Below are 24,116 nucleotides of genomic sequence, written 5' to 3' on the forward strand. Positions count from 1 at the left end.
TCCCGTTACCTGGGGCCCATAAGTTTTTTCGAGGTACAAAACGTACGCATCGCGCAACAGGGCCCCTCCAGTCCTGTCCCGCACCTGAATAACCCTGGAAGGGGTACATCTGTGAAGGCACTCCGCTTCGGCCGCCACGCGGCTATCGCTGTTATCGCAGCCGGCGCACTCGCGCTTACGGCATGCGGTTCAGACAACGCCACGGGCACCAACCCCGGCGGCGACCAGGCGTCCGGTGGCGCCAAGGTAACCGGCACCCTCACCGGCATCGGCTCTTCCGCCCAGGGCGCAGCCATGGACGCCTGGAAGACCGAGTTCGCGGCCGCCAACCCCGGCGCCACTGTGCAGTACTCCCCGGATGGTTCCGGCGCAGGCCGCAAGGCCCTCCTGGACGGCTCCGCCCAGTTCGGCGGCTCCGACGCCTACCTGAAGGACGACGAGTACGAAGACTCCAAGAAGGTCTGCGGCCCGGACGGCGCCCTGAACATCCCCGTCTATGTTTCCCCGATCGCCGTTGCGTACAACCTGCCGGAGGTCAAGGAACTCAAGCTTGACGCTGCGACCACGGCCAAGATCTTCCGCGGCGAGATCGCCAAGTGGAACGACCCCGCCATCGCTGCCCTGAACGAAGGCACCACCCTGCCGGACCTCAAGATCACCGCGGTGCACCGTTCCGACGACTCCGGAACCACCAAGAACTTCACCGACTACCTTGCTGCCGTTGCCCCCGAGGCATGGACGGACAAGGCTGATGGCGAATGGCCGTCCAGCCTGAAGGGCGAGAACGCAAAGGGCACCTCCGGTGTGGTCAAGGCCGTCACCGACACCCCCGGCGCCGTCACCTACGCTGACGACTCCGCCGTGAGCGGCAAGCTGGGCGTTGCCCAGATCAAGGTGGGCGAGTCCTTCACGACCATCTCCGCCGAGGCGGCTGCCAAGGCCGTTGACGCCGGCAAGCCCGTGGAAGGCCGTTCGGCGAACGACCTCTCCATCAAGCTGGACCGGAAGACCACTGCCGAGGGTGCCTACCCGATCGTCCTGGTCTCCTTCCACGTGGTTTGCTCCACCTACGCTGACCAGGAGACCGTTGACCTGGTCAAGGCCTTCGAGAACTACGTAGTGTCCGAAGAGGGCCAGCAGGCGGCAGCCGATTCCGCCAAGTCCGCCCCGCTCTCCGCCGAGCTGGCCGAGAAGGCTGTCAAGGCTATCGAGTCCATCAAGGTAAAGTCCTAATTACCGCACTAGAACCGGGTTCCCCGCACAGCCGTGAGGCAGTGCGGGGAACTTGGCATTGAAGCCGCACCCCCACGTTTCAGTACCTCCACGATGGAAGGGCCGTCGAATGACCGCCACAACCCTGACCAGCACCCAGGGCGCCGGCCGCGCCGGGGACAAAGTCTTTTCGGGCGCAGCACTGGCCGCCGGCTGCCTCATCCTTGCCGTCCTCTTCGGCGTCGCACTTTTCCTGGTGGTCCAGGCCATCCCGGCACTGACCGCGCCGGCCGAGGAGATTGGCGGCGGTGAAGGATTCTTCGCCTACATCTGGCCAATCGTCATCGGCACGCTCATTGCAGCCGCCATCGCCCTGGTGATCGCCACCCCCATCGCGATCGGCGTTGCGCTCTTCATCTCCCACTTCGCCCCGCGCGGCCTCGCCGCAGGCCTGGGCTACGTGGTGGACCTGCTGGCTGCCATCCCGTCCGTGATCTACGGCGCGTGGGGCGCGGCGTTCCTGGCAAAGGAAATTTCCCCGGCTTACAACTGGCTGGCGGCGAACATGGGCTGGCTGCCCATCTTCCAGGGACCGGCCTCCGCAACCGGCAAGACGATCCTTACCGCCGGCATCGTGCTCTCCGTCATGGTCCTTCCCATCATCACCTCGCTCTCCCGTGAAATCTTCCTGCAGACCCCCAAACTGCACGAGGAGGCCGCCCTGGCGCTCGGCGCCACCCGGTGGGAAATGATCAAGATGTCCGTCCTTCCGTTCGCCCGCCCCGGCATCATCAGCGCGGTCATGCTCGGCCTGGGCCGCGCTCTGGGTGAGACGATGGCCGTGGCGCTGGTGCTGTCCTCCGGCGCCCTCACAGCCAGCCTGATCCAGTCCGGCAACCAGACCATCGCCGCGGAAATCGCGCTTAACTTCCCGGAGGCGAGCGGAATGAAGGTCAGCACCCTCATTGCCGCCGGCCTGGTCCTGTTCATCATCACCCTGGCCGTGAACATGGTCGCGCGCTGGATCATCAGCCGGCACAAAGAATTCTCGGGAGCCAACTAAATGACCTCCACGCTTACCCCCGTGCGCAGCAAGCGCTCCGCCCTGACCAAGGGCCAGCTGCCGAAATATGCTCCCTACGCGGTGCTGGCCGCAGCCCTGATCGCCGGCGCAGCCATCATGGCGCTGGTGGGCTTCAATGTCTTCGGCTGGGGCATCGTCTCGGCCATCCTGTTCGCCGTGGGCCTGGTGTCCTGGAGCGCAGCAGTGGAAGGATCCCGCAAGGCCAAGGACAAACTGGCCACCTGCCTGGTGGTGGGCTCCTTCCTGATCGCGCTGCTTCCGCTGGTTTCCGTGATCTGGACTGTCCTGGTCAACGGCATCCCGGGCCTCGTGACTCCAGGCTTCCTGACCAACTCCATGAACGGAGTCACCGGTGTCTACGACAACAAGGCAGTGGAGAACGGGAGTCCGGTCCTGGGCGGCATCTACCACGCGCTCCTGGGCACCGTGCAGATCACCCTGCTGGCCACCGTGATCTCCGTTCCGGTGGGCCTGCTCACCGCCATCTACCTGGTGGAATACGGGAACGAGGGCCGGCTGGCACGGGCCATCACGTTCTTTGTGGATGTCATGACCGGCATCCCCTCCATCGTGGCCGGCCTCTTCGCCGCCGCGTTCTTCTTCGCGGTGGTGGGCCCGGGCACCAAGACCGGTGCGGTCGCCGCCGTCGCGCTTTCCGTCCTGATGATCCCCGTGGTGGTGCGCTCCAGCGAGGAAATGCTGAAGATCGTCCCGAACGAACTGCGCGAGGCCGCCTACGCACTCGGCGTCCGCAAGTGGCGGACCATCCTCAAGGTGGTTATTCCGACGGCGATCTCCGGTATCGCCTCCGGCGTCACCCTGGCGATCGCCCGTGTGATCGGCGAGACGGCACCCATCCTGGTGACCGCAGGATTCGCCACCAGCATCAACTCGAACGTGTTCGGCGGCTGGATGGCGTCCCTGCCCACCTTCATCTACACCCAGATCCTCAACCCCACCTCGCCGGCCAACCCGGACCCCTCCAACCAGCGTGCGTGGGGCGCGGCCCTGGTGCTGATCGTCCTGGTGATGGTCCTGAACCTCGGCGCGCGGCTGATCGCACGGGTATTCGCACCGAAGACCGGCCGCTGACCAGCAGTTCCGCTCCGTTCCCCGGACGCCGGCCCTTCCACTCCTCCGGGCCGGCTCCTAAACTTCAATTCATACCCAGTTAGTGAAGGAACACCATGTCTAAGCGCATCGACGTCAAGGACCTGAACGTGTACTACGGCGACTTCCTTGCCGTGGAAGACGTGACCATCAACATCGAGGCCAAGTCGGTGACCGCCTTCATCGGCCCGTCCGGCTGCGGCAAGTCCACCTTCCTGCGGACCCTGAACCGCATGCACGAGGTCATCCCGGGTGCCCGCGTGGAAGGCGACGTCCTGCTGGACGGCGACAACCTCTACGGTCCCGGCGTTGACCCCGTGACGGTGCGTTCGCAGATCGGCATGGTGTTCCAGCGGCCCAACCCGTTCCCCACCATGTCCATCCGGGACAACGTCCTGGCCGGCGTAAAGCTGAACAACAAGAAGATTTCCAAGGGCGAGGCTGATGTCCTGGTGGAGCGCTCCCTCAAGGGCGCCAACCTTTGGAACGAGGTCAAGGACCGGCTGGAGAAGCCCGGCTCCGGTTTGTCCGGCGGCCAGCAGCAGCGCCTCTGCATCGCCCGCGCCATCGCCGTGGAGCCGCAGGTCATCCTGATGGACGAGCCCTGCTCCGCCCTGGACCCCATCTCCACCCTTGCCATTGAGGACCTCATCAATGAGCTCAAGGACCAGTACACCGTGGTCATCGTGACGCACAACATGCAGCAGGCGGCACGCGTCTCGGACCGCACCGCGTTCTTCAACATCGCAGGCACCGGCAAGCCCGGCAAGCTGATCGAGGTGGGGGACACCCACACCATCTTCAGCAACCCCACCCAGAAGGCCACCGAGGACTACGTCTCCGGCCGCTTCGGATAAAAAGCCGCTATCCCGGGATTTCCAGTTGGAAGCCGCAGTGGCAGCGCAGCACCCGGACCGGCAGTGACAGGGTGTTGAGTCCGCCGCCGGTGGCACTGCTCCGGTAGCAGAGCCGCTCGACCTCAAGTTCGGCCTCCTCCATCGGGAAGCCGCAGTGCACGTAATCGTCGCCGAAGAGAACCACCCGGGCCATCCAGCGGACCTGGTGGAGGGCGGCGGTCACGTCAGAGGCGTAGGCCGGATGTTCCTGGAACCTCTGGCAGTCCGCGCAGGTGTAGGAAACGGTGACGAGTTCGCTGTTGCCTGTTTCCATGGCGGTGATCGCATGGATGGTGAGCCGGTGTTCGGTCCCGCAGGACTCGCACCGAAGTTCCCTGGGGCGGGGCATGGGGTGCCGGGGATCGGAGTTGGACAAGGCGCCTGCTCTTTTCCGCCAAGTGCATCAGTACCGCCGGTGGCTGCAGCGGCGCGGCTCCGGGCCCAGCACGCGGCCCGGACGCACGTACCCGGCAGCGCGGCCGCCGGGACGCACTTTTGAATGTACGCCACCGCCGTCCGCGTGTATAGGGTCCGGGTGTATAGGGGAAATGGGCCCGGCCGCCGCTACGGCCGGCCCGCCCAAGGGCAGCACGTCATGGCAGCGCGGACGGCAGCGGAGAGAGCGCCAAAGCCAGGACGAACGCCAGCGCGGCCGTAGCCAGCGGCGTCAGCACCCAGAGGGCGACGATGCGGAACACAAGCTTCCGGCTGGTGACGGAGAAATGCTGGTTTTCACCCGCTCCCAGGGCCGCAGCGGTCACGGTGTGCGTACTGGACAGCGGCCAATGGAACACCACAGCCCCCAGGAGCAGCAGGAGCGCGCTGTGGATCTGCGCCACGGAGCCCCGCAGCGGGTCGATCCGGGTGATCTTGTAGCCCACTGTGTGGGAGATGCGCCAGCCGCCAAACAGCGTCCCGGTGCTGATGAGCACAGCGGTCAGGACGGCCACCCACACGGGGATGCCGCCGCCGTCGTCATAGCCGGCGGCGAGCAGCGCCAGCAGCAGCACCGCGCTGATCCGTTGCCCGTCCTGCAGGCCGTGCCCGAATGCCACTGCACCCGCCGCCACAGCCTGGCTGCGCCGGAACCGCTGGTTGACAACGGACGGCTGCGTGTAGCGGGCACTCCAGGTGGCGGGGTAGACCAGCAGGAAGGCGCCGCTGTATGCGATCAGCGGGGACAACAGCAGGGGCAGCACCACCTGAAGCAGGAGGGACTGGTTGACCCCGGCCACCCCCGGGCCGCCCACGACGAGGCTCGCCAGGGCGGCGCCGGCCAGCCCGCCCACCAGCGCGTGCGTCGAGGAGGCCGGAATTCCGCGCCACCACATCAGGATTCCCCAGCCGCAGGCACTGGCCAGTCCCGCGGCAAGGATGGTGAGCCCGTCCGTCCCGCCCGGCAGGCTGATCCAGGTCCGGCTGATGGCCACGGCAAGGCCGGCGCTTAGCAGGGCGCCCACGAAGTTGAAAAAGGCGGCCAGCAGGACAGCGACGCTGGGGGTCAGTGCCCGGGTGCGGACGGCCAGTGCCACGGACGTGGACGCGTCGCGGAACCCGTTCAGGAAAGCGAATCCGGCGGCCAGCAGGACCACCACGCCGAATATGACCGGAGCCACCTCACGATTCCTTGACGATGATGCTGCCTACCTGGACGGCGATCCGCCGCATGTCCTTGGTGACCTCCACCAGCTGGTTGGCAATGTCGCGGTTGCGGGAGTACTGCGCCCACTTCATGTCGTTGATCATGTCCGCGACCCACAGCCGGTGCGTCCGTTCGGCCCGCTTGGCGAGACGGAGGATTTCGATCCAGTAGTCCTCAAGATCGTCCAGGTTGTCCAGGCGGCGCATGGCGTCAACGGTGAGCTCGGCCTGCCGGCTGATGATCTCCAGCTGTTCGGCGGCGCGCCTGGGCAGCCGCTCCAGCTTGTACAGGCCCACCAGCTCGGCGGCTGCGTCCATCTTTTCCATGGCTTCGTTCAGGTAGCGGGACAGGGCGTACATGTCCTCGCGGGGGAGCGGGTTCACGAAGCTGGTGCGCATATGGGTGAGAAGAGCGAAGTTCAGTTCAGCGGACTTGGCCTCGTGGTTGTGCATGTCCTCCACCAGCCGGCCCTGCTCCGCTGCCGGGACGCCCAGGATCTCCGCGAGCGTGCCGGCGGCCAGCACGATCTGCTGTGCCATCTGGGAGAGAAGGTTCAGCCCGGCGGGCTCCTGGGGGAAAAGGCGCAGCTTCACGCGCTTACTCTACCGGCAGGCCATGAAAACGGGCGCAAAAATGGTGCCGAACCGGATACGCCTCTCGGCGGTAGGCCGCTCTAGGCGGCTAATTGTTGAAGCCCGGGGGTTTCGCGGTTCGGCACCAGTTTCAGTGTTCTACGATGCCTGGCCCAAGTCAATCTTGACAATTGGGGGCAGCGGGGTGGTGCCGCTGGTTCAGTCCAGCTCACCCAGGCGCCACGCGTTGGCGGCGTGCTCCAGGTCCTCCGCCGTCTTCACCAATTGGTGGGAGCTGCGGGTGAGCTTGCTGGCGTGGGCCTCATTGGCGTGCTCGGCACCATCGGCGAGTGTCGCCTGGCCGAGGGCGATGACGCGGCAAAACGCGGCGGAACGTTCCAGCGCGACGTCGAATTCGCCGTCGAACGCCCCTGAAAGGATGGCGTCCGCCATCGCTGTCATCTCGTCCGCCCCGGGCGGCTCGGCAGCGCCGGCCACCACGTTGGAAACCTGCGCCGTGTCCTTTCCGGCGCGGAAGTAGACCGAGATGCGCTCCGGATCGCGGACGGTGGCGGCGCGCAGTGCGTACAGCCGCCACAGGGCTCCGGGCAGCGAGCGGGCCGGACTTTCTGCCCACATTTCCGCTATCGCCTCCAGCCCCTGCTCGTCCGCGAGCTTCACCAGGCGCTCGGTGACCACAGGATCGTCGCTGTCCCGGCCGTGGCGGACCAGGGCCTGCGCGGCGAGGTGGGCGGCTTCCGAGACCCGGGCGGGATCCGCCCCGCCCGCGAAAGGCTCGAAGTCAACCGGGGCAAACGGCTTGGGCTTGTGGTGCCGGTTCGCGCCGCCATACGGACTGGATCCTGGTTGCTCGCTCATGCCCCCACGCTACTCCTGTGCCGCGGTGGAAATCGAGCATCCGGCCGCGCACCATGGGCGCGCTTCTGCGCCTGGCGCAAGCGTACGACGACGGCGCCCGCCCCGGTGCGAACGCGCCGGAAGCATGCGTTAGAGTATTAACGTCCAGAATGGAATGGGCCGGGCGGCAGTGTTTGCCCGGCTGGGGCCTTTAGCTCAGTTGGTAGAGCATCGGACTTTTAATCCGTGGGTCGTGGGTTCGAGCCCCACAGGGCCCACTCTTTCAAAGAGTGGACAGGTCCCCGGTTTCCTGCCGTTGCAGGGAGCCGGGGATTTTGCGTTCCCGGGGCAGTGGCTCAGGCCCGCACAGCCCCGTCGAGGACACCCTCCAGTCCCCGGGCCGCCGGCACGGCGAGGAAGCGGGCGGCGGCGATGACCTCCAGCGCCAGCCCTCGCGGGTTGCGCGAGTTGAAGGTGAGGGCCGCCCGGGTGTCCTGCCACTCCCTGCAGCAGTCCAGCCGAAGCCGGACAGCAAGCGAACTGGCCAGTCCGGCGTCGTACATTTGTACCGCATACTGCGGCCAGCGGAGGTCTCCGTTCCCCTGGAGGGCAGCCACGGGGTGGCCTCCGGAGAGCACCGCACTGGCCGGGCCCTGCTGTGCGGCCAGTTCCCATTCCAGGAGGCGGGCCGCGGCCGCGGAAGTTCCAAGGATTTGCGCGGGGCGGCTGGGCTGCAGGACCACCAGGCCGCACTCCACCGGGACGCGGATGTTCGCCGCCATGACCGCAGCTGCCGCCGCAGCCAACCGGACCAGGGATGCCGCAACGCTTTCGGGGCCGGTGGCAGTATCCAAAAGGAGGGGGCCGGCGACGGCTGGGGGAGAGGCCTCGGTCTCAAAGGCCTCCTCATCGCCGGCCCCGCTTAGTACCCGGGGCTGGTGCCCCGGGAAACCTGCTGCGTGCCGTGTGTGCATCGCCAGCCCCACCCCCCTCATGAGTCAAGTGCTGCGAACCAGACCCCCATGTCTGTGAGGAAAAACTTAGCCCCGGGGAGGGTGGCCGGTAACGCGTACGCAGTACTCGTTTTTTGGCGGGGGCAGTACTTGGTTTCACTGCTCCCCAACGGGTTCTTCTCCATTCAGAGGCGTCAAACCGCCCGGAAAGGCCCTCGATCCGGACAAAAAACTCCGAGGGAGGGCGGGGGAGTGGCAGGATGGGCGCATGGAACTGCACATCACAGGCGACCCCGCCGCGGACAAGCTGCTCAGCGAAGACGACTTCGCTCTGTTGACCGGAATGCTGTTGGACCAGCAGGTGACCATGGAATCCGCGTTTGCCGGGCCGGAAAAGATCAGGGCACGGCTCGGTTCCATGGATCCGGAGACCATCGCGGCGCACGATCCGGAGGCTTTCGTTGAGCTCTTCAAGGAACGCCCCGCCGTCCACCGCTTCCCCGGATCCATGGCCGCACGGGTCCAGGCGCTCGCGGACACCGTGCACACCGAGTGGGGTGGAGACACCAAGGCGATATGGACCGAGGGCAACCCGGACGGGCAGGAGGTGCTGCGCCGGCTGAAGGCACTCCCCGGTTTCGGCGAGCAGAAAGCGAAAATCTTCCTGGCGCTCCTGGGCAAGCAGCGCGGGCTGCGGGCCGCGGGCTGGCGTGAGGCGGCCGGCCACTACGGCGAGGAAGGAGCGTACCTTTCAGTGGCGGACATCGTGGACCCCGAATCCCTGGCCAAGGTGCGCGCGTCCAAACAGGCAGCCAAGGCGGCCGCCAAGGCAGCGAAGTAGGTTTCCATGATTGCACTGCTGGTGATCGACATGCAGAACGCGTACTTTGAGGCGCCCGAACTGGCCGCGCAGCAGGAACGGCTCGTGGCCTCCTGCAATGCCCTCCTGGAGGGCTTCACGGCGAGCGGCCACAGGGCGCTGCTCGTGGGGACGGAGCATGAGCGGGACAAGTCCACCTGGACGCTGAACATGCTCGACGACGACCAGGGCTTCATTTTCCGCGGCACCAGGCAAGCGGAAGCGGTGCCGGGCCTCGCCAAGGACGGGCTGCCGCAGCTTACTAAGACCCGGGACAGCGCCTTCGTGGGCACCGACCTCCTGGCCAGGCTGCGGAACTGGGGTGCCGAGGAAGTGGTGCTCGCCGGCATCTCAACGCATAACTGCATCGCGCAAACAGGCGCCGACGCCTTCGCGCATAACATCCGCGTCACCTACGCCAGGGACGCGATGGCCTCAGAGGACAACCAGGACGCCGCGGACATGCTCCGCATCCTGTCCACCACCTACCGCCAGCCGGTGCAGTCCAACGACGAAATCCTGGCGAGGCTGCGGGACGCCTAGGAGAACGCGCGACGGCGGCACTTGCGTAAGCGCCGCCGTCGCGGTTCCGACGTGGCGCGCTATCGCGTCAGGCGACCAGGTTGGCGGCAGCGGTGTCCATGTGTTCCAGGATGGTCTTCCGGGCCAGGTGCGCGTCACCGGTGTCGATGGCTGCGACGATGTCCTTGTGCCGGTCCACGCTCATGTTGCTGACACCCTTTTCGAGCCCTGCGAACATGATCGACATCCGGATGGAGCCTTCCAGGGACTCCCAGGAGTGCAGCAGCGTCTCGTTTCCGGTGAGCCGGCACAGGGTGCGGTGGAACTCAAGATCCGACTCGATCCGTTCCTCCAGGGTTCCGCTGGCGGCCGCGCTCATTGCATCTATGGCGTTGTGCAGCGAGGTAGTGACCTGCTGCCGGTCCGGCAGTTCACAAAGCGTCCGGGCAGCAAGGGATTCGAGTGCCGCGCGCACGGCGTAGATGTCCCGGATTTCCTTTTCGTCCAGGTGCCGGACGGAGAGCCGTCCGCGGGGCCCGGCGGAAAGCAGGCCCTCCTGCTCGAGCTGGCGCAGTGCCTCACGCAGGGTACCGCGGCTGATCTGAAGCATTTCGGACAGCTCGGTTTCCACCAGGTGCCGCCCCGGCTCCAGTTCACCACTGGTGATGGCGGTCCTCAGCGCCGAGAGCGCCTGCTCGCGCAGGCTTTTCTTTTCCAGTCCCAGCAGCGGGGCGGTCAGTCCGGCCATGGCTTGTCCCTCAATGTTGTAAGTCGACTGTTTACAGTCGGTAACTCGATAGTACGGCAGAAAGCACGGCCCCGGCCGGGGCCGTGCTCTCCCGGGTGACAAGGTCCTAGCTGAGTTCGGCCAGGACCTTTGCCACGATGCGGTCCACGGCCAGGCCGTAGCGGTCGTGCAGGGTGGGCAGAGCCCCGGCGTCGAGGAACTGGTCCGGCAGCGCCACCGGCACCACGCGCTTGCCGAGCCCTGCTGTGACCACGGCGGAGGCGACGGTTTCGAACAGTCCGCCCACCACGGAGTGGTTTTCCAGGGTGACGGCGAGCCGGTCCGTGTTGATCTCCTTGAGGGCGGTTTCGGCGTCGAACGGCTTGATGGTGGGGGTGTGCACGACGGCGACATCCACCTTGTGTGCCGCCAGCGCCTTGGCTGCCTGGAGGGCACGCATGGTCATCAGCCCGGAGGAGATGAACACGACGTCGTTGCCGCCGCGCAGCACCTTGGCCTTGCCGAGCTCGAACGTGTAGCCGTATTCATCCAGGACGGTGGGAACGTTGCCGCGCAGCAGCCGCAGGTAGGTGGGCCCCTCCGAGGCTGCGAGCTGCGGCACGGCCTGCTCGATGTCCACCGAGTCGCAGGGGTCCACGATGGTCAGGTTGGGCATGCCGCGGAAGATCGCCATGTCCTCGGTGGCCTGGTGGCTGGGGCCGTACCCCGTGGTCAGGCCGGGCAGGCCACCCACGATGTTGACGTTCAAGTTCGGCTCCGCCGCGTCCAGGCACAGGAAGTCATAGGCCCTGCGGGCGGCGAATACGGCGTAGGTGGACGCGAACGGCACCAGCCCGGTTTCGGCCAGGCCGGCGGCTGCGCCGAAGAGCAGCTGCTCGGCCATGCCCATCTGGAAGAACCGCTCCGGGAAGGCCTTGGCGAAGATGTGCATGTCCGTGTACTTGCCCAGGTCAGCCGTCAGGCCCACGATCCTGTCGTTCTCCTGCGCAGCCTTAACCAGTGCGTGCCCGAACGGCGCAGGCGCGGTCTTCTGGCCGGGGTCGGCGAAGGAGGCGATCATCGCCGAGGTCTTTAGCTTCGGCCTGGCGGCTGCTGCTGCGGTGTCGGGAGCCTCAGTGGTGGTGCTCATCGGGCGCCCTTTCCTTCGTATCCGGCGGTGAGCTGCTCACGGCAGGTCTGCCATTCGTGTTCTTCGATGCGCATGAAATGCGCCTTCTCGCGGTTCTCCAGCAGCGGCACCCCGCGGCCCACCTTCGTGTCGCACAGGATCACGGAAGGGCGTCCGACGGCGGCGGCCTGGCGGGCTGCGTTGTCGAACGCTGCCAGCAGCGCGCCGACGTCGTTTCCGTCCACCCGCTGGGTGTACCAGCCGAAGGATTCCCATTTCTCGGTGACCGGTTCGGTGCGGAGCACCGTGTCCGTTTTTCCGTCTGCCTGCAGGGCGTTGATGTCCACCATGGCAGTGAGGTTGCCCAGCTGGTGGTGGTGCGCGCCCATGGCGGCTTCCCAGGTGGAGCCTTCGTCCAGCTCACCATCGGAGAGGAAGTTGAACACCCGGGCGCTGGAACCCTGGTAGCGCAGGCCGAGGGCCATGCCGACGGCGATGGTCAGCCCGTGGCCCAGGGATCCGCCGGAGATTTCCATGCCCGGGGTGTACGTGGACATCCCGGACATCGGCAGGCGGGAATCGTCAGAGCCATAGGTCTCGAGTTCTCCGACCGGGACGATCCCGGCCTCGGCGAGGGCGGCGTAGTGGCCGATGGCGTAGTGCCCGGTGGAGAGCAGGAACCGGTCCCGGGCCTCCCAGTGCGGGTCTTCTGCCCGGAAGCGGAGCTGATCGCCATAGATGGCGGCGAGCATGTCCGCAGCGCCCAGGGCCTGGCCCACGTAGCCCTGGCCCTGCACCTCGCCCATGTTCAGGGCGTGGTGCCGGATCCGGTATGCGGCTGCGCTGACTGTCTCCACGCGGTCCTGCGCCACGGCTGCTCCGCTCACGGCGGCGCGTCCCTGGAGTGTCTCTGGAGGCATTGCCTGCTCCCTCTTCGTTTCGTGCGCGACCGTCATTAGACGCTTACCGTGTTGGGCGTGCTTTTGGTGGCCTCATCGGCCAGTTCGCGTTCGCGCTTGCCCCAGGTTTCGCGGGTGGCAACGGCGGCCCACAGCCCCACTGCGGCATAGAGGCCGAACAGCATGGCCGGGCCCATCCAGCCGAAGCTCACGAACAGCAGGGTGGTCACGAACGGGGTGAAACCGGAGACCATTGCCGAGATCTGGTAGGCCAGGCTGGCGCCGGAAGCGCGTGTCTTGGCCTGGAAGAGCTCCGGGAACCACGCGCCCTGGGCTCCGGCGAGCGAGTTCTGGCAGACGGCGTAGGAGATGGCAATCGTGGCGATGATGGCGATGAACAGGCCGGTGTTGACCATCACGAACATCGGCACTGCAAAGAGTACCGCGAAGGTGCAGGACCAGATGTAAAGGGGGCGGCGGCCGACCTTGTCGGTCAGGCGGGCCCAGGCGGCGGTGGCAAAGATGCCGATGAAGGACGCGATGCAGAGGGCGATGAGCGTCTCGGTCTTGTCCGCCAGCTTCTCGGTGTGCAGGTAGGAAATCATGTAGGTGATGGACACGGCGTAGCCGGCAGTCTCTGCCACGCGCAGGCCGATACCGCGGACAATGTTGCGCCAATCGGTCTTGATGACCTCGACGATGGGCGACTTAACGATGTCGCCGCTGTCCTTGACCTCGTCAAAGACGGGGGATTCGGGCACCTTGGAGCGGATGATCAGGCCGACCACCACCAGCACGATGCTCGCCAGGAAGGGAACGCGCCAAGCGAGCTCGCCGCCCAGGTTCACGCTGACCAGGAACACCAGGTTGGCCAGCAGCAGGCCCACCGGGAAGCCGGCCTGGACGATGCCGGTGTACTTTCCCTTGGCTTTCCACGGTGCGTGTTCGTAGCTCATCAGGATGGCGCCGCCCCACTCGGCGCCGAAAGCCAGGCCCTGGACAATGCGGACGAAGACCAGCAGCGCCGGAGCCAGCAGCCCCACCTGCTCGTAGGTGGGCAACAGGCCAATCAGGAAAGTCGCTACGCCCATCAGGATCAGCGAGGCCACCAGGACGGGTTTGCGGCCCACTTTGTCTCCCAGGTGTCCGCCGATGATGCCGCCCAGCGGACGGGCGGCGAAGCCGACACCCAGCGTCGCGAAGGCGGCCAGCGTACCCGTAACGGGGTCGCCGGTGGGGAAGAAGGCCGTTCCGAAGTACAGCGCAGCAGCGGTGCCGAAACCGATGAAGTCGTACGTCTCGATCACAGCACCCACGCCGGACCCGACGGCGACGCGCTTGGCGTCCTTGGTGCCGTGGACCGGACCGCGCATGTTCAGAGCATCTTTGCTCATGGTGGTTTCCCTTTCGAAAAGCGGCCGGGGGAAGTCCGCCGCTGTCGACTGTTAACAAATGATAGCTCCAAGTGTGAGCCACCTCATGCTGACTGTCAACAGTTAATGTCTAGAGTTGACTGTTGACAGTTAACGAGCCTACTGTGGTTTCCATCACTACCGCCAGTGCCGACCAGAGGATCAACGATGTTCCATTCCCGACTCGGGTGCTCTTCCATCAGCTTCCGCCACCAGGAACTGGGCTTCGCCCTGGGCACCATGAGGGACTTGGGCTTCGAGGAGATCGATCTCGGCGCCCTGCCCGGCGTGTGCAACCACGTCCCATACAACCTGGACGCGGCGGCGGTAACCGCTGTCTCTGCCGAAGTGGCGGCCTCCGGCCTCAGGGTTCGATCCGTGAACGGCGACGTCGGGGACCTCAACGCAGTGCTCGACGCCGAAGCCCAGGCGGCGCGGTCAAGGCACCTTGACGCCCTCCTCACCCTCACCGCGAATACCGGGGCCACGGCCCTGGTCCTGCCGTGCGGCGCTCTCGACCACGTACCGGTCCGCAGCGAAGACGAGGATCTGGACCTGATTGCTGCCCAGCTCACGGCCGCCGGCAAGCGCGCGGCGGAGTTCGGCGTCGAACTTTGGACCGAGTCGCTGCACTTCCTGCGGTTCTGCTGGAACCTGGAACGCGCCGGACGGCTGGCCGATCGGCTGGCGGGATCCGGGGTCGGGATCGTCATGGACTTCAGCCAAATCACGGCCGCAGGCGAGGACGTGCACGATTACGTTGACCGGCACCGCGGCCGCATCAGCCACGTCCACCTGCGCGACGCCGTGCCGGGGAACATCAACCTCAGCATCGGCAACGGCGCAGCCGATTTCGCCGGGGGCCTCAAGCGGCTCGCCGCGGACGGGTACACCGGCCACTACTCCCTCGAACTCGAGACGCGGGACGTCACCGATGACGAACGCCCGGCGGCTGCCGCAAAGGCCGCCAGCTTCATCACCGACCTCCTCTAAGACAAAACCCTTCCCACCACCAGCCACAAGGAGTACCACCATGAGCACCATCCAGCGCACCGCCGTCCTCACCGGCGCAACCTCGGACCGGGGCATCGGCCTCACCACCGCCCGCCGCTACGCCCGTGACGGTTGGGGCATCGTAATCCTGGACCTCGACGGCGAGAAGTCGGCCAAGGTGGCCGCCGAGATCGGCAACGAATTCAACGTCCCCGCCTTCGGCCACGAGATCGACGTCGCCAACGAAGCCTCCGTCACCGCGGCCCAGGCCGCCGTCGCCGCCGAAGTCGCCGCAGGCAACCTGCCGCCCGTCGGGGCACTGGCGAACATCGCCGGCATCACCTCGCCCGTGCCGTTCCTGGAGACCACCCTCGAACTGTGGCACAAGGTCATGGACGTCAACGCCACCGGCACCTACCTGGTCACCAAGGCCTTCCTGCCGGGCATGATCGACAACGGCTGGGGCCGCATCGTCAATATGTCCTCCGTCTCCGCCCAGCGCGGCGGCGGCGTCTTCGGCAAGGTTCCCTATTCCGCCGCGAAGGCTGCCATCCTCGGCTTCACCAAGGCCCTGGCCCGCGAACTGGGCACCACCGGCGTCACCGTCAACGCCATCACCCCGGGCGCGGTGGACACCAACATCCGCGTGGGCAGCACCGAGGAACAGGAAGCCGCCATCAACGCCGGCATCCCGCTGGGCCGCAACGCCACCACCGAAGAGGTTGCAGCCGTCATCACCTTCCTCTCCTCCGAGGACTCCGCCTACCTCACCGGCACCACCATCGACATCAACGGCGGAAGCCACCTCCACTAAGGCCCTAAGCGCCACCAGCCCACCTCCACTCCGAAGACTGAGAGCACGGCAGAGACCCCACCATGACGAAAATTTTCAATGACCCCTCGGAATTCGCCGAGGAAGCCCTGGCGGGCTTTTGCGACCTGCACTCTGATCTGGTGCGCCAGGTCCCCGGCGGCGCCGTCCGCCGGCACCGGCCCGCCCAGCCCAAGGTTGTGGTCCTCGCCGGCGGCGGCTCCGGGCACTACCCGGCCTTCGCCGGACTGATCGGGCCCGGCTTCGCTGACGGCGCCGTGGTGGGCAACATCTTCACATCCCCCTCCGCCCAGCAGGCCTACTCGGTGGCCAAGGCAGCGGAGTCCGGCGCCGGCGTCGTCTTCACCTACGGCAACTACGCCGGTGACGTCATGAACTTCGGCATGGCCAGCGACAGACTGGCCGCGGAAGGCATTGCCGTGGAGAACGTGCTGGTCACCGACGATATAGCCAGCGCACCGCCGTCGGACATTGCCAAACGCCGCGGCATAGCCGGTGACTTCACGGTCTTCAAGGTAATGGGCGCGGCTGCCGAGGCCGGTGCGGAACTGTCCGAGGTTGTCCGCCTGGGCCGCAAGGCCAATGACCGGACGCGGACCATCGGCAGCGCCTTCGCCGGCTGCACCTTCCCGGGCGCCCAGGCGCCCCTGTTCACCCTCCCTGAGGGGCAAATGGGGCTGGGCCTGGGCATCCACGGCGAGCCCGGCCTCCACGACACCGGCCTGCCCTCCGCCAGGGAACTGGGCCAGGAACTGGTGTCACGGGTTCTCGCCGAAACCCCGCCCGGCGCCGGGCAGCGGATCGCGGTCATCCTCAATGGGCTCGGCTCCACCAAGCATGAGGAACTGTTTGTCCTTTGGGGCACCGTGGCTCCGCTGCTGCGCGCCGCAGGCTACACGCTGGTGATGCCCGAGGCAGGCGAGCTGGTCACGAGCCTGGACATGGCGGGCGTCTCGCTGACCGTCACCTGGCTGGACGATGAACTGGAGCCATTATGGATTGCTCCGGCGGAGACACCGGCCTATCGCCGCGGGACCGCCACTGAGCCGGACGGGGCAATCACACGTGAGGAAACGTCCGACGGCGGAACCTCCGCTGCTGAGTTTGCCGCCACGGATGCCTCCCGGGACTATGCGGCTGCGTGCGTTGCGGCGATCCGGGCGGCCCGCACCCTCCTCCATGGCGCGGAGGAACGGCTGGGCCGGATGGACGCAATCGCCGGCGACGGGGACCACGGGCGCGGCATGGTCCGGGGCGTGGACGCGGCCGCCGACGCCGCAGCGGCCGCGCTTGAGGCGGGTGCCGGTGCCGGGGACGTGCTCTCGGCCGCAGGGGACGCCTGGGCGGACAAGGCCGGCGGCACCTCGGGGGTCCTGTGGGGCGCCGGGCTGCGGGCGTTCGGCGAGTGCGTTGGAAACACGGCTAGGCCGGACGGGTCCGGCCTGGCGGGCGCCGTGACCGCTTTTGCGCACCGCATTGTCCAACTGGGCAAGGCCGACATTGGAGACAAGACCATGGTTGACGCGCTGTTGCCCTTCGCGGACAACTTCGCGCGCCTCATTGCGGACGGGCAGGAGCCGGGCGAGGCCTGGACAGGTGCCGCAAGCGCCGCCACAGCCGCTGCGGAGGCCACCGCCGGGCTCCTTCCACTGAAGGGACGTGCCAGGCCGCTGGCCGGGAAGAGCCTGGGCACCCCTGACCCCGGCGCAACCTCCCTGGCGATGATCTTCACCGTCATGGGACCCCATTTCACAGCCGCCGCCACGGCGGCAGACCCGGTGGAGGCAAAGTAATGGCTACGGAAGGAAAAGCGATGGGACTGCGGCTGATTGTGGGCTCGGACGAGGCGGGCGTGGATTACAAGGACCGGGTGCTCGAAGACCTCCGGCAGGACCCCCGGGTGGTTGAGGTCATCGACATCGGCGTCAACCGCTCCGACGCGCCGGACGACTTTACCCGGCCCTATCCCTACGTGGGGATTGCCGCCGGAGAGATGATCCGTGACGGACGCGCCGACCGTGCAATCCTCTTCTGCGGCACAGGGATTGGCGTGGCGATCGCTGCGAACAAGGTGGAAGGCATCCGGGCCACCGCCGCCCATGACTCCTTCTCAGTGGAGCGGTCGGTCCTCTCCAACGACTGCCAGGTCCTGACCATGGGCCAGCGGGTGGTGGGCATTGAACTGGCCCGCCGCCTGGCCAGGGAATGGATCGGCTACACCTTTGACCCGGGCTCCGCTTCTGCCGGCAAGGTAAAGGTCCTCACGGATTTCGAGGCCTGCCAGCCTACTGTCGGGGCGCCGGCCGGAGCCTAGACTGCCGCGCATCAGCGCCGCGAGCCCACGCGTCAGCCGGTCAGGACCACCCGGCCGCCTTCCACGTAACTTCCGCCAGGGCTGCCTGGCCCCGGAGGCTGGGGTGGAAATAGTCCAGGACGCTGACGTCGCCTGCCGCGAACGGGTAGTTGTACACCGCGCCGCCGTCGTGGCGGCACATGTGCCGGTATTCCTGGCAAACCCGGGCAAGGGAAGCGTTGAATGCCAGTTCACGGTCCACCACCAGCTGCCGGTCGGCGTCGGTATTGGCGGTGGACAGCATGGACTGGCAGACCTTGGCCGTGGACCAGACCCATTGCGCCACCGAACTGTCCTTCAGGACCGACCACAGGTGGTGGATATTCGGGATGCTGCTGACGAACACCTGGGGCCTGGGCCGTATCTGGTCCAGCGTTGCCAGGGAGGTCCGGATGGATTCTTCGAAGCTGCCCGGGTCAGTCATTCCTCCCGCAGTGGACGTGCAGAGGTCGTTGGCACCGATCAGGATGGTGACGTACTCCGCCTTCTGCGCTGCGGCTGCCTTGGCCTGGCCCGGCAGGTCCGAGGCCTTGGCGCCGCTGCGGGAGTTGTTGTAGTTCTTGCCGGCGATGGCCGGACGCAGCGGCAGCAGCCGCTCATAGTGGCTGCGGATGCCGTCGTACTGGTTGTTGCCCGTGGACCATGACTGCGCGGGGTGGTCCCCGTACCAGCAGCAAACGTCCGCGGCCTGCGAAATGGAATCACCCAGAGCCGCCATGCTCTTGGGATAGGTCAGCGCTGACGCGGGCTGCGCGCCGGCGACCATAAAGAAAAACATCACTGGAACGAGCAGGAATTTGGCGATCTTGCGCATGGCTACCTCCCGGTACGGCCGGCACTGCGGCGGGCCGGCTTCCACAAAAAGACCCTGGAGGCAAAAAGCTACACCCGGTGCCGCGGCTGTGTCGACGGCGGTTCTTCCGGCGCGACGGGGACGTGGTCATTGCTTCGCATCCGGAACGCCACCAGGACTCCGGAGGCGGCAGTAAGGACGGCGACGGCGATAATTGCCGCAGGGATGCCGTACGCATCCGCGAGCAGGCCGGAAAGAAGCGCCCCCACGGCGAATCCGCCGTCGCGCCATAGCCGGTAGATGCCCACGGAACGGGCGCGCCAGTGGGGATGGGCGACGTCGCCGATCGCTGCCAGGAGGGTGGGGTAGACCATGGCCGTCCCCGCGCCCAGGAGGATGGCTGCGGCCAGCCACGTGCCAAAGTCACCCCCCAGCCCTGTCAGGGCAAGCGCGACGGCCTGGAGAAGCATGCCGCCAACGATCAGGGGCTTGCGGCCAACCTTGTCGGAGAGCGCACCCGTGAGCAGCTGTCCGGCACCCCATACCGCGGGGTAGGCCGCGGCCAGGATGCCGATCCGGTCCACTCCCAGCCCGGCTCCCGCGAACAGGACGGGAAAGAGTCCCCAGGCCAGGCCGTCGTTGAGGTTGTTGACCAGCCCGGCCTGGCTCACCGAGGACAGCGAACGGTCATGGAAACTCGTCAGGGAGAAGATCTCCCGGTTGCTGAGGTGTGCGTGGGCCCCGGCATGGCTGTCCACGTGTCCGGCGGCCTCGGCCATGGCATGCCCGCGGGTCTCCCGGACGGTGAAGACGGACAGTCCCAGGCCCACGGCGATGAACGCTGCGCCCAGCAGGAAGGGCGCAGGCCTCAGCCCGTACTGCGCAGCCACGTACCCGGTCCCCAGGGCAGCACCGGCAACGCCCAGGTACCCGGCGGCCTCGTTCAGGCCCATGGCCAGCCCGCGCCTGGCCGGCCCCACCAAATCCATTTTCATCACGATGGTGGTGGACCAGGTCAGGCCCTGGCTGATGCCCAGCACCACGTTCGCGGCGACGATCCAAGCCCAGGTGGGGGCTGCGATCAGCATCAGCGGGACCGGCAGCGCGATGAGCCAGCCGGCAATGAGGACGGGTTTGCGTCCGTACTTGTCGGAGAGGGTGCCGGCGAAGTAGTTCGTGGCTGCCTTCGCCAGGCCGAAGGCAAGGATGTAGGTCAGTGCGCCGGTGTAGAGGTCCAGGCCGAAGACCTGCCCTGCCAGCAGCGGCAGCACCGTCCGCTCCTGGCCGAGCGTTCCCCCCACCATGGCGTTGACTGCCACCAGCAGCATGAATTGGGCAAGGTTTTGCCGCAGCCCCAGCGCTGCCGCCGGGCTACCCTTCGACATCGCCGGACGCTCCCCGGTCAACGGGCAGGCGGGCTGCCGCCCACTCGGGGTACCCGGCCTCCAAACGCGCGGCAGGGATGTCCCGGGCGCGCAGCAGCCGTACTGCGTCATCGGCGAAGACGCAGTACGGACCGCGGCAGTACGCCACCACCGTCTGCCCCGCGGGAAGGTCCTGAAGGCGCGATTCCAGTTCCTTGAGCGGGATGGAGACGGCACCGCTGATGTGCCCGGCACGGAATTCGGGTTCCGGCCGGACATCGACGACGACGACGTCCCCCGCCTCCATGCGTTCATTCAGTTCCAGCTGTGTCAGGGTGTCGAGCGCGGCGCGGTCGCCCAGATAGGAATCGGCCAGGCGGGCCAGTTCCGCGACATGCTCTTCCGCCACCCGCCGGACTGAGCTCCAGAGTTCCGCCACCGCGGGGCTGCTCAGCCGGTAGAAAATCCTGGTGCCTTCACGCCGGGTCAGAACCAGTCCGGAGCGCAGGAGCTGCTGGAGGTGCTGGGACGTGTTTGCCACGCTCTGGCCGATCTCCGCAGCGAGTTCGTCCACGGCACGTTCGCCCTGGGCCAGTACGTCCACGATCTCCGCCCGGCGGCCGCTGCCCAGCACCTTGGCCACTGAAGCGAACGCGTCAAACAGTGCGTCCTTTGCTTCCCTGTTTCCCACGGGCACCTCTTCCAGTCTTATTCAAGTAGATGCTTGACAAGATACCGCGTCCGGGTGTCGAATTCAAATATTCAAGCTATCGCTTGAATATTAAGGTCCGACCGTGCCGGCCGGTCCAGAAGGAGGGAAAAGGCCATGACTAATGCAACGACCGCCCGCAATGGCATCGACGTCGACGGGCTGATGGCAACCATCGACGCCATTAAATCGGAACCGGGGCTGGGGAGCTTCACCTTCAAAGCCGCCACTACCTGGCGCGGCGGCACCTACAATACGGGGCACATCCAGGGCTTTACGCAAGCGGGACAGCCCGACACGGGCCGCGCCGAGGCCTTTGAGCTTGCGGGGGACGAGCCTCCGGTGCTCCTGGGCAACAATCGTGGTCCCAATGCAGTAGAACTCCTGCTCCAGGCTTTGGGCTTCTGCTACGCGGTGGGCTACGCGGCCAATGCCGCGGCCCAGGGGATCGAGCTGACCGACCTGGCCTTTGAGATGGAGGGCGACCTCGATGTGGGGCCGTTCCTCGGATTGGAAGGGCCCCGGCCTGGCTTCACTGCGATCCGGGCGAAGGCCCGGGTGGCAAGCCCGAACGCCACGGCCGAGCAGCTTCAGGCGTTGTGCCGTTACGTGCAGGAAACGTCCCCTGTGCGCGACTGCCTGGCGAATCCGGTACCCGTGGAAACCACGCTGGAAATCCATTAGGGAGTGCTCCCCTGCCCATCGCGGGACGGAAGCGGCAACAGGCCCGGTTCCGTCCCGGAGCAGGCGCCGACCATATTTACAAGGTCAGTGCAGCCCAGCACAATGTAAGTAATAGGTCTCCCGCGGCTGCGATACGTTTGTGACCACTTGTCATGGCCGCCAACGTGAAGGGTTCCGCTTATGCCCCAGCCCGTCCGCCGCACCGTATACGCCGCCCTGATGCTGCCGGCTTTGCTTGTCGTGTCCACGCTGGCCGGCGTTCCCGCCCGGGCGCAGGACCGCCCGGCGCCGATAGCAGACGACCCCACCGTCCACACCGGCCAGGGATCTGCCGCGGACAGCCCGGAAACCCGGTTCGTGGTCAAGTTCAAGGACTCTGCAGCGCCTTCGCCGAAAGGGCAGTTGCTTCGGACCCAGGCCTACGACGCCGTGGGCCGCCGGCTCGGGGTCCCGCTACAGGAGGTGCGCGGGGACAGCCGCAGCCTTGCGGTGGCCACGGCGGGCAAGCGGCTCACGGCCCAGGATGCCCGGCGGGTGGCGGAAAGCCTGGGAGCTTCCCCCGGCGTCGAATACGCGGAAGTCGATACCTTCCTGCGGCCCGCCGCGGCAGCGCCCAACGACTCCTACTATGAACTCCAGTGGAACCTCTTCGAAGAGCCTGGCGGAATCCGGGTTCCCGGGGCGTGGGAGCGCTCCACCGGGGCGGGGCAGATTGTGGCCGTGGTGGACAGCGGCATGACGCCCCATTCGGATCTTCAGGCGAATGTCGTTCCCGGCTACGACTTCATCACGGATGACTCAATGTCCCGCGATGGCGGTGGCCGGGACTCCAACCCCCAGGACGAGGGTGACTGGTGCGGCTCGGAGAAGTCGTCATGGCATGGGACGCACGTGGCGGGCATCATCGGTGCGGCCACGAACAACAGCAAAGGCGTGGCCGGCATTGCCCATGGTGCCAAGATCCAGCCGCTGCGGGCCATGGGGGCCTGCGGCGGGTACATGAGCGATATCTCCGACGCCGTCATCTGGGCTGTGGGAGGTGCGGTGCCCGGCATTCCACCGAACGCGACGCCGGCTCGGGTGGTCAACCTCAGCGTGGGCGCGATCGCCGAATGCAGCGCTACATTCCAGAACAGCCTGAACTTCGCGGCGGCCAAAGGGGCTGTGGTGGTAGTGGCTGCCGGCAACGACGGGAGGCCCGCAGCAGACTCCACGCCGGCAAACTGCGACCGCGTTATCACCGTCGGTTCCACCGGGCGGGACGGCGCCCGGGCTCCCTACTCCAACTACGGCCCGGCCGTGGATATCAGCGCACCGGGAGGCTATATGGCCACCGGTGTTAAGAACGGCATCGCGTCCACCTTGAATACCGGAACCACCACCCCGGCGCAGGAGACCTATGTGTACATGCAGGGAACCTCGATGGCGGCCCCGCACGTGGCCGGCGTGGCTGCGCTCCTGCTGGCAGCCGACGGCACCCTGGCGCCTGAACAGGTGGAGAAAACACTCATGGGCAGCGCGCGTGCGTTGCCCCAAAAATGCGACGTGAACGGCTGCGGCGCCGGCTTGCTGGACGCCACCGCCGCCCTGGCCGCCCTGCCCGGGCCGCCGGCGGCACCCCCGGCTCCGGAGTTGGCTCCGGGATCGGCCGTGGTGCAGGGCGACGCCGCCGTGGGCCTGACCCTGACGGCGAGTGAGGGCACCTGGGTTCCGGCGCCGGACGCGTTCGCGTACCAGTGGACGCGTGGCGGAAACCCCATTCCGATGGCAACCGGACGTACCTACAAGACCAGCCGCCTGGACACCCTGCAGGACCTGCGGGTGGTGGTGACGGGCTCCAAGCCGGGATATGCCGCGGCGTCCAGCACTTCCCCGGCGGTCCGCGTCCGCCCGTTCATTGACATCGGGTTCACCAGGGTTTTTGCCTCTGAGATCCACTGGATGTCCGCCAGGGGTATCAGCAACGGCTGGGCCGGTGCCGGTGGAACCCGGACCTACCGTCCCGCACTGGCGGTATCGCGGGACGTTATGGCTGCGTTCATGTACCGGCTGGCAGGAAGCCCCGCTTTCACCCCGCCCAGGGTTTCCCCTTTCACGGACGTTTCGGTGGGGCACGACTTCTATAAGGAGATTTCCTGGCTGGCCAGCACGGGAGTCAGCAGGGGCTGGGCCGGGCCAAACGGAACCCGGACCTACCGCCCCACGCTGGCGGTGTCCCGGGATGTGATGGCTGCGTTCATGTACCGGCTTGCGGGGAGCCCAGCTTTCACCCCGCCCGCGGTTTCGCCGTTCTCCGATGTCTCCGTGAAGCGGGTCTTCTATAAGGAGATTTCCTGGCTGGCGGCGGCACGGATTAGCGGTGGGTGGTCGGAACCTGACGGAACGAAGTCCTACCGGCCCACCTTGGCCGTATCGCGGGACGTTATGGCAGCGTTCATGTACCGGTTCGCAGCGTACACATCCCGCTAGGCCACCCGTCTTCCGAGCAGGAACCGCTCAGCGGGCGGCAGCCC

Annotated in this window: 24 protein-coding genes and 1 tRNA gene; 13 read left to right on the forward strand and 12 right to left on the reverse strand. The window is 66.8% G+C overall.

The window, feature by feature from the left end:
• The first annotated feature begins 111 nt into the window (after positions 1-111).
• The 4 genes from pstS to pstB all read left to right on the forward strand — a co-directional run bounded on the left by pstS (position 112) and on the right by pstB (position 4,263).
• A complete protein-coding gene (gene pstS / locus ACIQCN_RS07475) occupies positions 112-1,233 on the forward strand; it encodes a phosphate ABC transporter substrate-binding protein PstS (protein ID WP_400607611.1) in 1,122 nt (373 codons plus the stop codon).
• 109 nt (positions 1,234-1,342) lie between these two features.
• A complete protein-coding gene (gene pstC, locus ACIQCN_RS07480; RefSeq protein WP_400607609.1) occupies positions 1,343-2,275 on the forward strand; it encodes a phosphate ABC transporter permease subunit PstC in 933 nt (310 codons plus the stop codon).
• On the forward strand, positions 2,276-3,388 hold the full coding sequence (pstA, locus tag ACIQCN_RS07485; protein ID WP_400610211.1) for a phosphate ABC transporter permease PstA: 1,113 nt from the start codon (positions 2,276-2,278) through the stop codon (positions 3,386-3,388). It abuts the gene before it with no gap.
• 95 nt (positions 3,389-3,483) lie between these two features.
• On the forward strand, positions 3,484-4,263 hold the full coding sequence (pstB, locus tag ACIQCN_RS07490) for a phosphate ABC transporter ATP-binding protein PstB (protein ID WP_377216547.1): 780 nt from the start codon (positions 3,484-3,486) through the stop codon (positions 4,261-4,263).
• A gap of 7 nt (positions 4,264-4,270) precedes the next feature.
• On the opposite strand, the gene ACIQCN_RS07495 is transcribed toward pstB, so the two are convergent.
• From ACIQCN_RS07495 to ACIQCN_RS07510, 4 genes are all read right to left on the reverse strand, one after another.
• Positions 4,271-4,678, reverse strand: a complete 408-nt coding sequence (locus tag ACIQCN_RS07495; protein WP_400607606.1) for a hypothetical protein — start codon at positions 4,676-4,678, stop codon at positions 4,271-4,273.
• Between the two features lie 217 nt (positions 4,679-4,895).
• Positions 4,896-5,918 (reverse strand): anion permease, encoded by a 1,023-nt coding sequence (locus tag ACIQCN_RS07500; RefSeq protein WP_400610213.1) that lies wholly within the window; start codon positions 5,916-5,918, stop codon positions 4,896-4,898.
• 1 nt (position 5,919) lies between these two features.
• Positions 5,920-6,537, reverse strand: coding sequence for a DUF47 domain-containing protein (locus ACIQCN_RS07505; RefSeq protein ID WP_400607603.1), 618 nt, complete (start codon positions 6,535-6,537; stop codon positions 5,920-5,922).
• A gap of 198 nt (positions 6,538-6,735) precedes the next feature.
• The gene (locus tag ACIQCN_RS07510) at positions 6,736-7,395 is read right to left on the reverse strand and encodes a hypothetical protein (RefSeq protein WP_400607601.1); all 660 of its coding nucleotides are present in this window, start codon (positions 7,393-7,395) and stop codon (positions 6,736-6,738) included.
• Positions 7,396-7,579: 184 nt separating this feature from the next.
• Here ACIQCN_RS07510 and ACIQCN_RS07515 point away from each other — a divergent pair.
• Positions 7,580-7,652, forward strand: a tRNA-Lys gene (locus ACIQCN_RS07515).
• A gap of 78 nt (positions 7,653-7,730) precedes the next feature.
• On the opposite strand, the gene ACIQCN_RS07520 is transcribed toward ACIQCN_RS07515, so the two are convergent.
• The gene (locus ACIQCN_RS07520) at positions 7,731-8,348 is read right to left on the reverse strand and encodes a hypothetical protein (RefSeq protein WP_400607599.1); all 618 of its coding nucleotides are present in this window, start codon (positions 8,346-8,348) and stop codon (positions 7,731-7,733) included.
• A gap of 247 nt (positions 8,349-8,595) precedes the next feature.
• On the opposite strand from ACIQCN_RS07520, the gene ACIQCN_RS07525 reads away from it, so the two are divergent.
• Both ACIQCN_RS07525 and ACIQCN_RS07530 read left to right on the forward strand, forming a co-directional pair.
• Entirely contained in the window at positions 8,596-9,168 is a 573-nt protein-coding gene (locus ACIQCN_RS07525; RefSeq protein WP_400607597.1) for an HhH-GPD-type base excision DNA repair protein, read from the forward strand.
• 6 nt (positions 9,169-9,174) lie between these two features.
• Positions 9,175-9,729: a cysteine hydrolase family protein gene (locus ACIQCN_RS07530; RefSeq protein WP_400607594.1), complete on the forward strand. Its 555-nt coding sequence runs from the start codon at positions 9,175-9,177 to the stop codon at positions 9,727-9,729.
• 67 nt (positions 9,730-9,796) lie between these two features.
• On the opposite strand, the gene ACIQCN_RS07535 is transcribed toward ACIQCN_RS07530, so the two are convergent.
• From ACIQCN_RS07535 to ACIQCN_RS07550, 4 genes are all read right to left on the reverse strand, one after another.
• The gene (locus ACIQCN_RS07535) at positions 9,797-10,456 is read right to left on the reverse strand and encodes a GntR family transcriptional regulator (RefSeq protein WP_400607592.1); all 660 of its coding nucleotides are present in this window, start codon (positions 10,454-10,456) and stop codon (positions 9,797-9,799) included.
• A gap of 106 nt (positions 10,457-10,562) precedes the next feature.
• Positions 10,563-11,585: a transketolase family protein gene (locus tag ACIQCN_RS07540; protein WP_400610215.1), complete on the reverse strand. Its 1,023-nt coding sequence runs from the start codon at positions 11,583-11,585 to the stop codon at positions 10,563-10,565.
• Positions 11,582-12,484, reverse strand: coding sequence for a transketolase (locus tag ACIQCN_RS07545; RefSeq protein ID WP_400610217.1), 903 nt, complete (start codon positions 12,482-12,484; stop codon positions 11,582-11,584). The genes ACIQCN_RS07540 and ACIQCN_RS07545 overlap by 4 nt, the downstream gene beginning before the upstream one ends.
• A 35-nt stretch (positions 12,485-12,519) precedes the next feature.
• Entirely contained in the window at positions 12,520-13,857 is a 1,338-nt protein-coding gene (locus ACIQCN_RS07550; protein WP_400607585.1) for an MFS transporter, read from the reverse strand.
• A gap of 186 nt (positions 13,858-14,043) precedes the next feature.
• Here ACIQCN_RS07550 and ACIQCN_RS07555 point away from each other — a divergent pair, with 186 nt between their 5' ends.
• The 4 genes from ACIQCN_RS07555 to ACIQCN_RS07570 all read left to right on the forward strand — a co-directional run bounded on the left by ACIQCN_RS07555 (position 14,044) and on the right by ACIQCN_RS07570 (position 18,014).
• The gene (locus tag ACIQCN_RS07555; protein ID WP_400610219.1) at positions 14,044-14,868 is read left to right on the forward strand and encodes a sugar phosphate isomerase/epimerase family protein; all 825 of its coding nucleotides are present in this window, start codon (positions 14,044-14,046) and stop codon (positions 14,866-14,868) included.
• A gap of 40 nt (positions 14,869-14,908) precedes the next feature.
• On the forward strand, positions 14,909-15,682 hold the full coding sequence (locus ACIQCN_RS07560; protein WP_400607581.1) for an SDR family NAD(P)-dependent oxidoreductase: 774 nt from the start codon (positions 14,909-14,911) through the stop codon (positions 15,680-15,682).
• Positions 15,683-15,744: 62 nt separating this feature from the next.
• Positions 15,745-17,493, forward strand: a complete 1,749-nt coding sequence (locus tag ACIQCN_RS07565) for a dihydroxyacetone kinase family protein (protein WP_400610221.1) — start codon at positions 15,745-15,747, stop codon at positions 17,491-17,493.
• The gene (locus tag ACIQCN_RS07570) at positions 17,493-18,014 is read left to right on the forward strand and encodes an RpiB/LacA/LacB family sugar-phosphate isomerase (protein ID WP_400610222.1); all 522 of its coding nucleotides are present in this window, start codon (positions 17,493-17,495) and stop codon (positions 18,012-18,014) included. Before ACIQCN_RS07565 ends, ACIQCN_RS07570 begins: the two co-directional genes overlap by 1 nt.
• A 40-nt stretch (positions 18,015-18,054) precedes the next feature.
• On the opposite strand, the gene ACIQCN_RS07575 is transcribed toward ACIQCN_RS07570, so the two are convergent.
• From ACIQCN_RS07575 to ACIQCN_RS07585, 3 genes are all read right to left on the reverse strand, one after another.
• On the reverse strand, positions 18,055-18,867 hold the full coding sequence (locus ACIQCN_RS07575; protein WP_400607574.1) for a GDSL-type esterase/lipase family protein: 813 nt from the start codon (positions 18,865-18,867) through the stop codon (positions 18,055-18,057).
• Positions 18,868-18,935: 68 nt separating this feature from the next.
• A complete protein-coding gene (locus ACIQCN_RS07580) occupies positions 18,936-20,231 on the reverse strand; it encodes an MFS transporter (RefSeq protein WP_400607571.1) in 1,296 nt (431 codons plus the stop codon).
• Positions 20,218-20,901, reverse strand: a complete 684-nt coding sequence (locus ACIQCN_RS07585) for an ArsR/SmtB family transcription factor (protein WP_400607569.1) — start codon at positions 20,899-20,901, stop codon at positions 20,218-20,220. The genes ACIQCN_RS07580 and ACIQCN_RS07585 overlap by 14 nt, the downstream gene beginning before the upstream one ends.
• A 135-nt stretch (positions 20,902-21,036) precedes the next feature.
• On the opposite strand from ACIQCN_RS07585, the gene ACIQCN_RS07590 reads away from it, so the two are divergent.
• Both ACIQCN_RS07590 and ACIQCN_RS07595 read left to right on the forward strand, forming a co-directional pair.
• Positions 21,037-21,603 carry an OsmC family protein gene (locus ACIQCN_RS07590; protein ID WP_400607567.1) on the forward strand — a complete coding sequence of 189 codons (567 nt, stop codon included), beginning with the start codon at positions 21,037-21,039 and terminating at the stop codon, positions 21,601-21,603.
• 180 nt (positions 21,604-21,783) lie between these two features.
• Positions 21,784-24,072 carry a S8 family serine peptidase gene (locus ACIQCN_RS07595; protein WP_400610224.1) on the forward strand — a complete coding sequence of 763 codons (2,289 nt, stop codon included), beginning with the start codon at positions 21,784-21,786 and terminating at the stop codon, positions 24,070-24,072.
• Positions 24,073-24,116: the final 44 nt, after the last annotated feature.

The sequence above is a fragment of the Pseudarthrobacter sp. NPDC092424 genome (assembly GCF_044754925.1).
Taxonomy (GTDB): domain Bacteria; phylum Actinomycetota; class Actinomycetes; order Actinomycetales; family Micrococcaceae; genus Arthrobacter.

What these genes read in the sequence shown, in the direction of transcription:
- ACIQCN_RS07535 (WP_400607592.1), bottom strand. Translation starts at nt 10,456, where the DNA reads ATGGCCGGACTGACCGCCCCGCTGCTGGGACTGGAAAAGAAAAGCCTG.
- ACIQCN_RS07560 (WP_400607581.1), top strand. Translation starts at nt 14,909, where the DNA reads ATGAGCACCATCCAGCGCACCGCCGTCCTCACCGGCGCAACCTCGGAC.
- ACIQCN_RS07510 (WP_400607601.1), bottom strand. Translation starts at nt 7,395, where the DNA reads ATGAGCGAGCAACCAGGATCCAGTCCGTATGGCGGCGCGAACCGGCAC.
- pstC (WP_400607609.1), top strand. Translation starts at nt 1,343, where the DNA reads ATGACCGCCACAACCCTGACCAGCACCCAGGGCGCCGGCCGCGCCGGG.
- ACIQCN_RS07595 (WP_400610224.1), top strand. Translation starts at nt 21,784, where the DNA reads ATGCCCCAGCCCGTCCGCCGCACCGTATACGCCGCCCTGATGCTGCCG.
- pstB (WP_377216547.1), top strand. Translation starts at nt 3,484, where the DNA reads ATGTCTAAGCGCATCGACGTCAAGGACCTGAACGTGTACTACGGCGAC.
- ACIQCN_RS07520 (WP_400607599.1), bottom strand. Translation starts at nt 8,348, where the DNA reads ATGCACACACGGCACGCAGCAGGTTTCCCGGGGCACCAGCCCCGGGTA.
- ACIQCN_RS07570 (WP_400610222.1), top strand. Translation starts at nt 17,493, where the DNA reads ATGGCTACGGAAGGAAAAGCGATGGGACTGCGGCTGATTGTGGGCTCG.
- ACIQCN_RS07555 (WP_400610219.1), top strand. Translation starts at nt 14,044, where the DNA reads ATGTTCCATTCCCGACTCGGGTGCTCTTCCATCAGCTTCCGCCACCAG.
- ACIQCN_RS07565 (WP_400610221.1), top strand. Translation starts at nt 15,745, where the DNA reads ATGACGAAAATTTTCAATGACCCCTCGGAATTCGCCGAGGAAGCCCTG.
- ACIQCN_RS07530 (WP_400607594.1), top strand. Translation starts at nt 9,175, where the DNA reads ATGATTGCACTGCTGGTGATCGACATGCAGAACGCGTACTTTGAGGCG.
- pstA (WP_400610211.1), top strand. Translation starts at nt 2,276, where the DNA reads ATGACCTCCACGCTTACCCCCGTGCGCAGCAAGCGCTCCGCCCTGACC.
- ACIQCN_RS07550 (WP_400607585.1), bottom strand. Translation starts at nt 13,857, where the DNA reads ATGAGCAAAGATGCTCTGAACATGCGCGGTCCGGTCCACGGCACCAAG.
- ACIQCN_RS07580 (WP_400607571.1), bottom strand. Translation starts at nt 20,231, where the DNA reads ATGTCGAAGGGTAGCCCGGCGGCAGCGCTGGGGCTGCGGCAAAACCTT.
- ACIQCN_RS07525 (WP_400607597.1), top strand. Translation starts at nt 8,596, where the DNA reads ATGGAACTGCACATCACAGGCGACCCCGCCGCGGACAAGCTGCTCAGC.
- ACIQCN_RS07590 (WP_400607567.1), top strand. Translation starts at nt 21,037, where the DNA reads ATGACTAATGCAACGACCGCCCGCAATGGCATCGACGTCGACGGGCTG.
- ACIQCN_RS07575 (WP_400607574.1), bottom strand. Translation starts at nt 18,867, where the DNA reads ATGCGCAAGATCGCCAAATTCCTGCTCGTTCCAGTGATGTTTTTCTTT.
- ACIQCN_RS07540 (WP_400610215.1), bottom strand. Translation starts at nt 11,585, where the DNA reads ATGAGCACCACCACTGAGGCTCCCGACACCGCAGCAGCAGCCGCCAGG.
- ACIQCN_RS07545 (WP_400610217.1), bottom strand. Translation starts at nt 12,484, where the DNA reads ATGCCTCCAGAGACACTCCAGGGACGCGCCGCCGTGAGCGGAGCAGCC.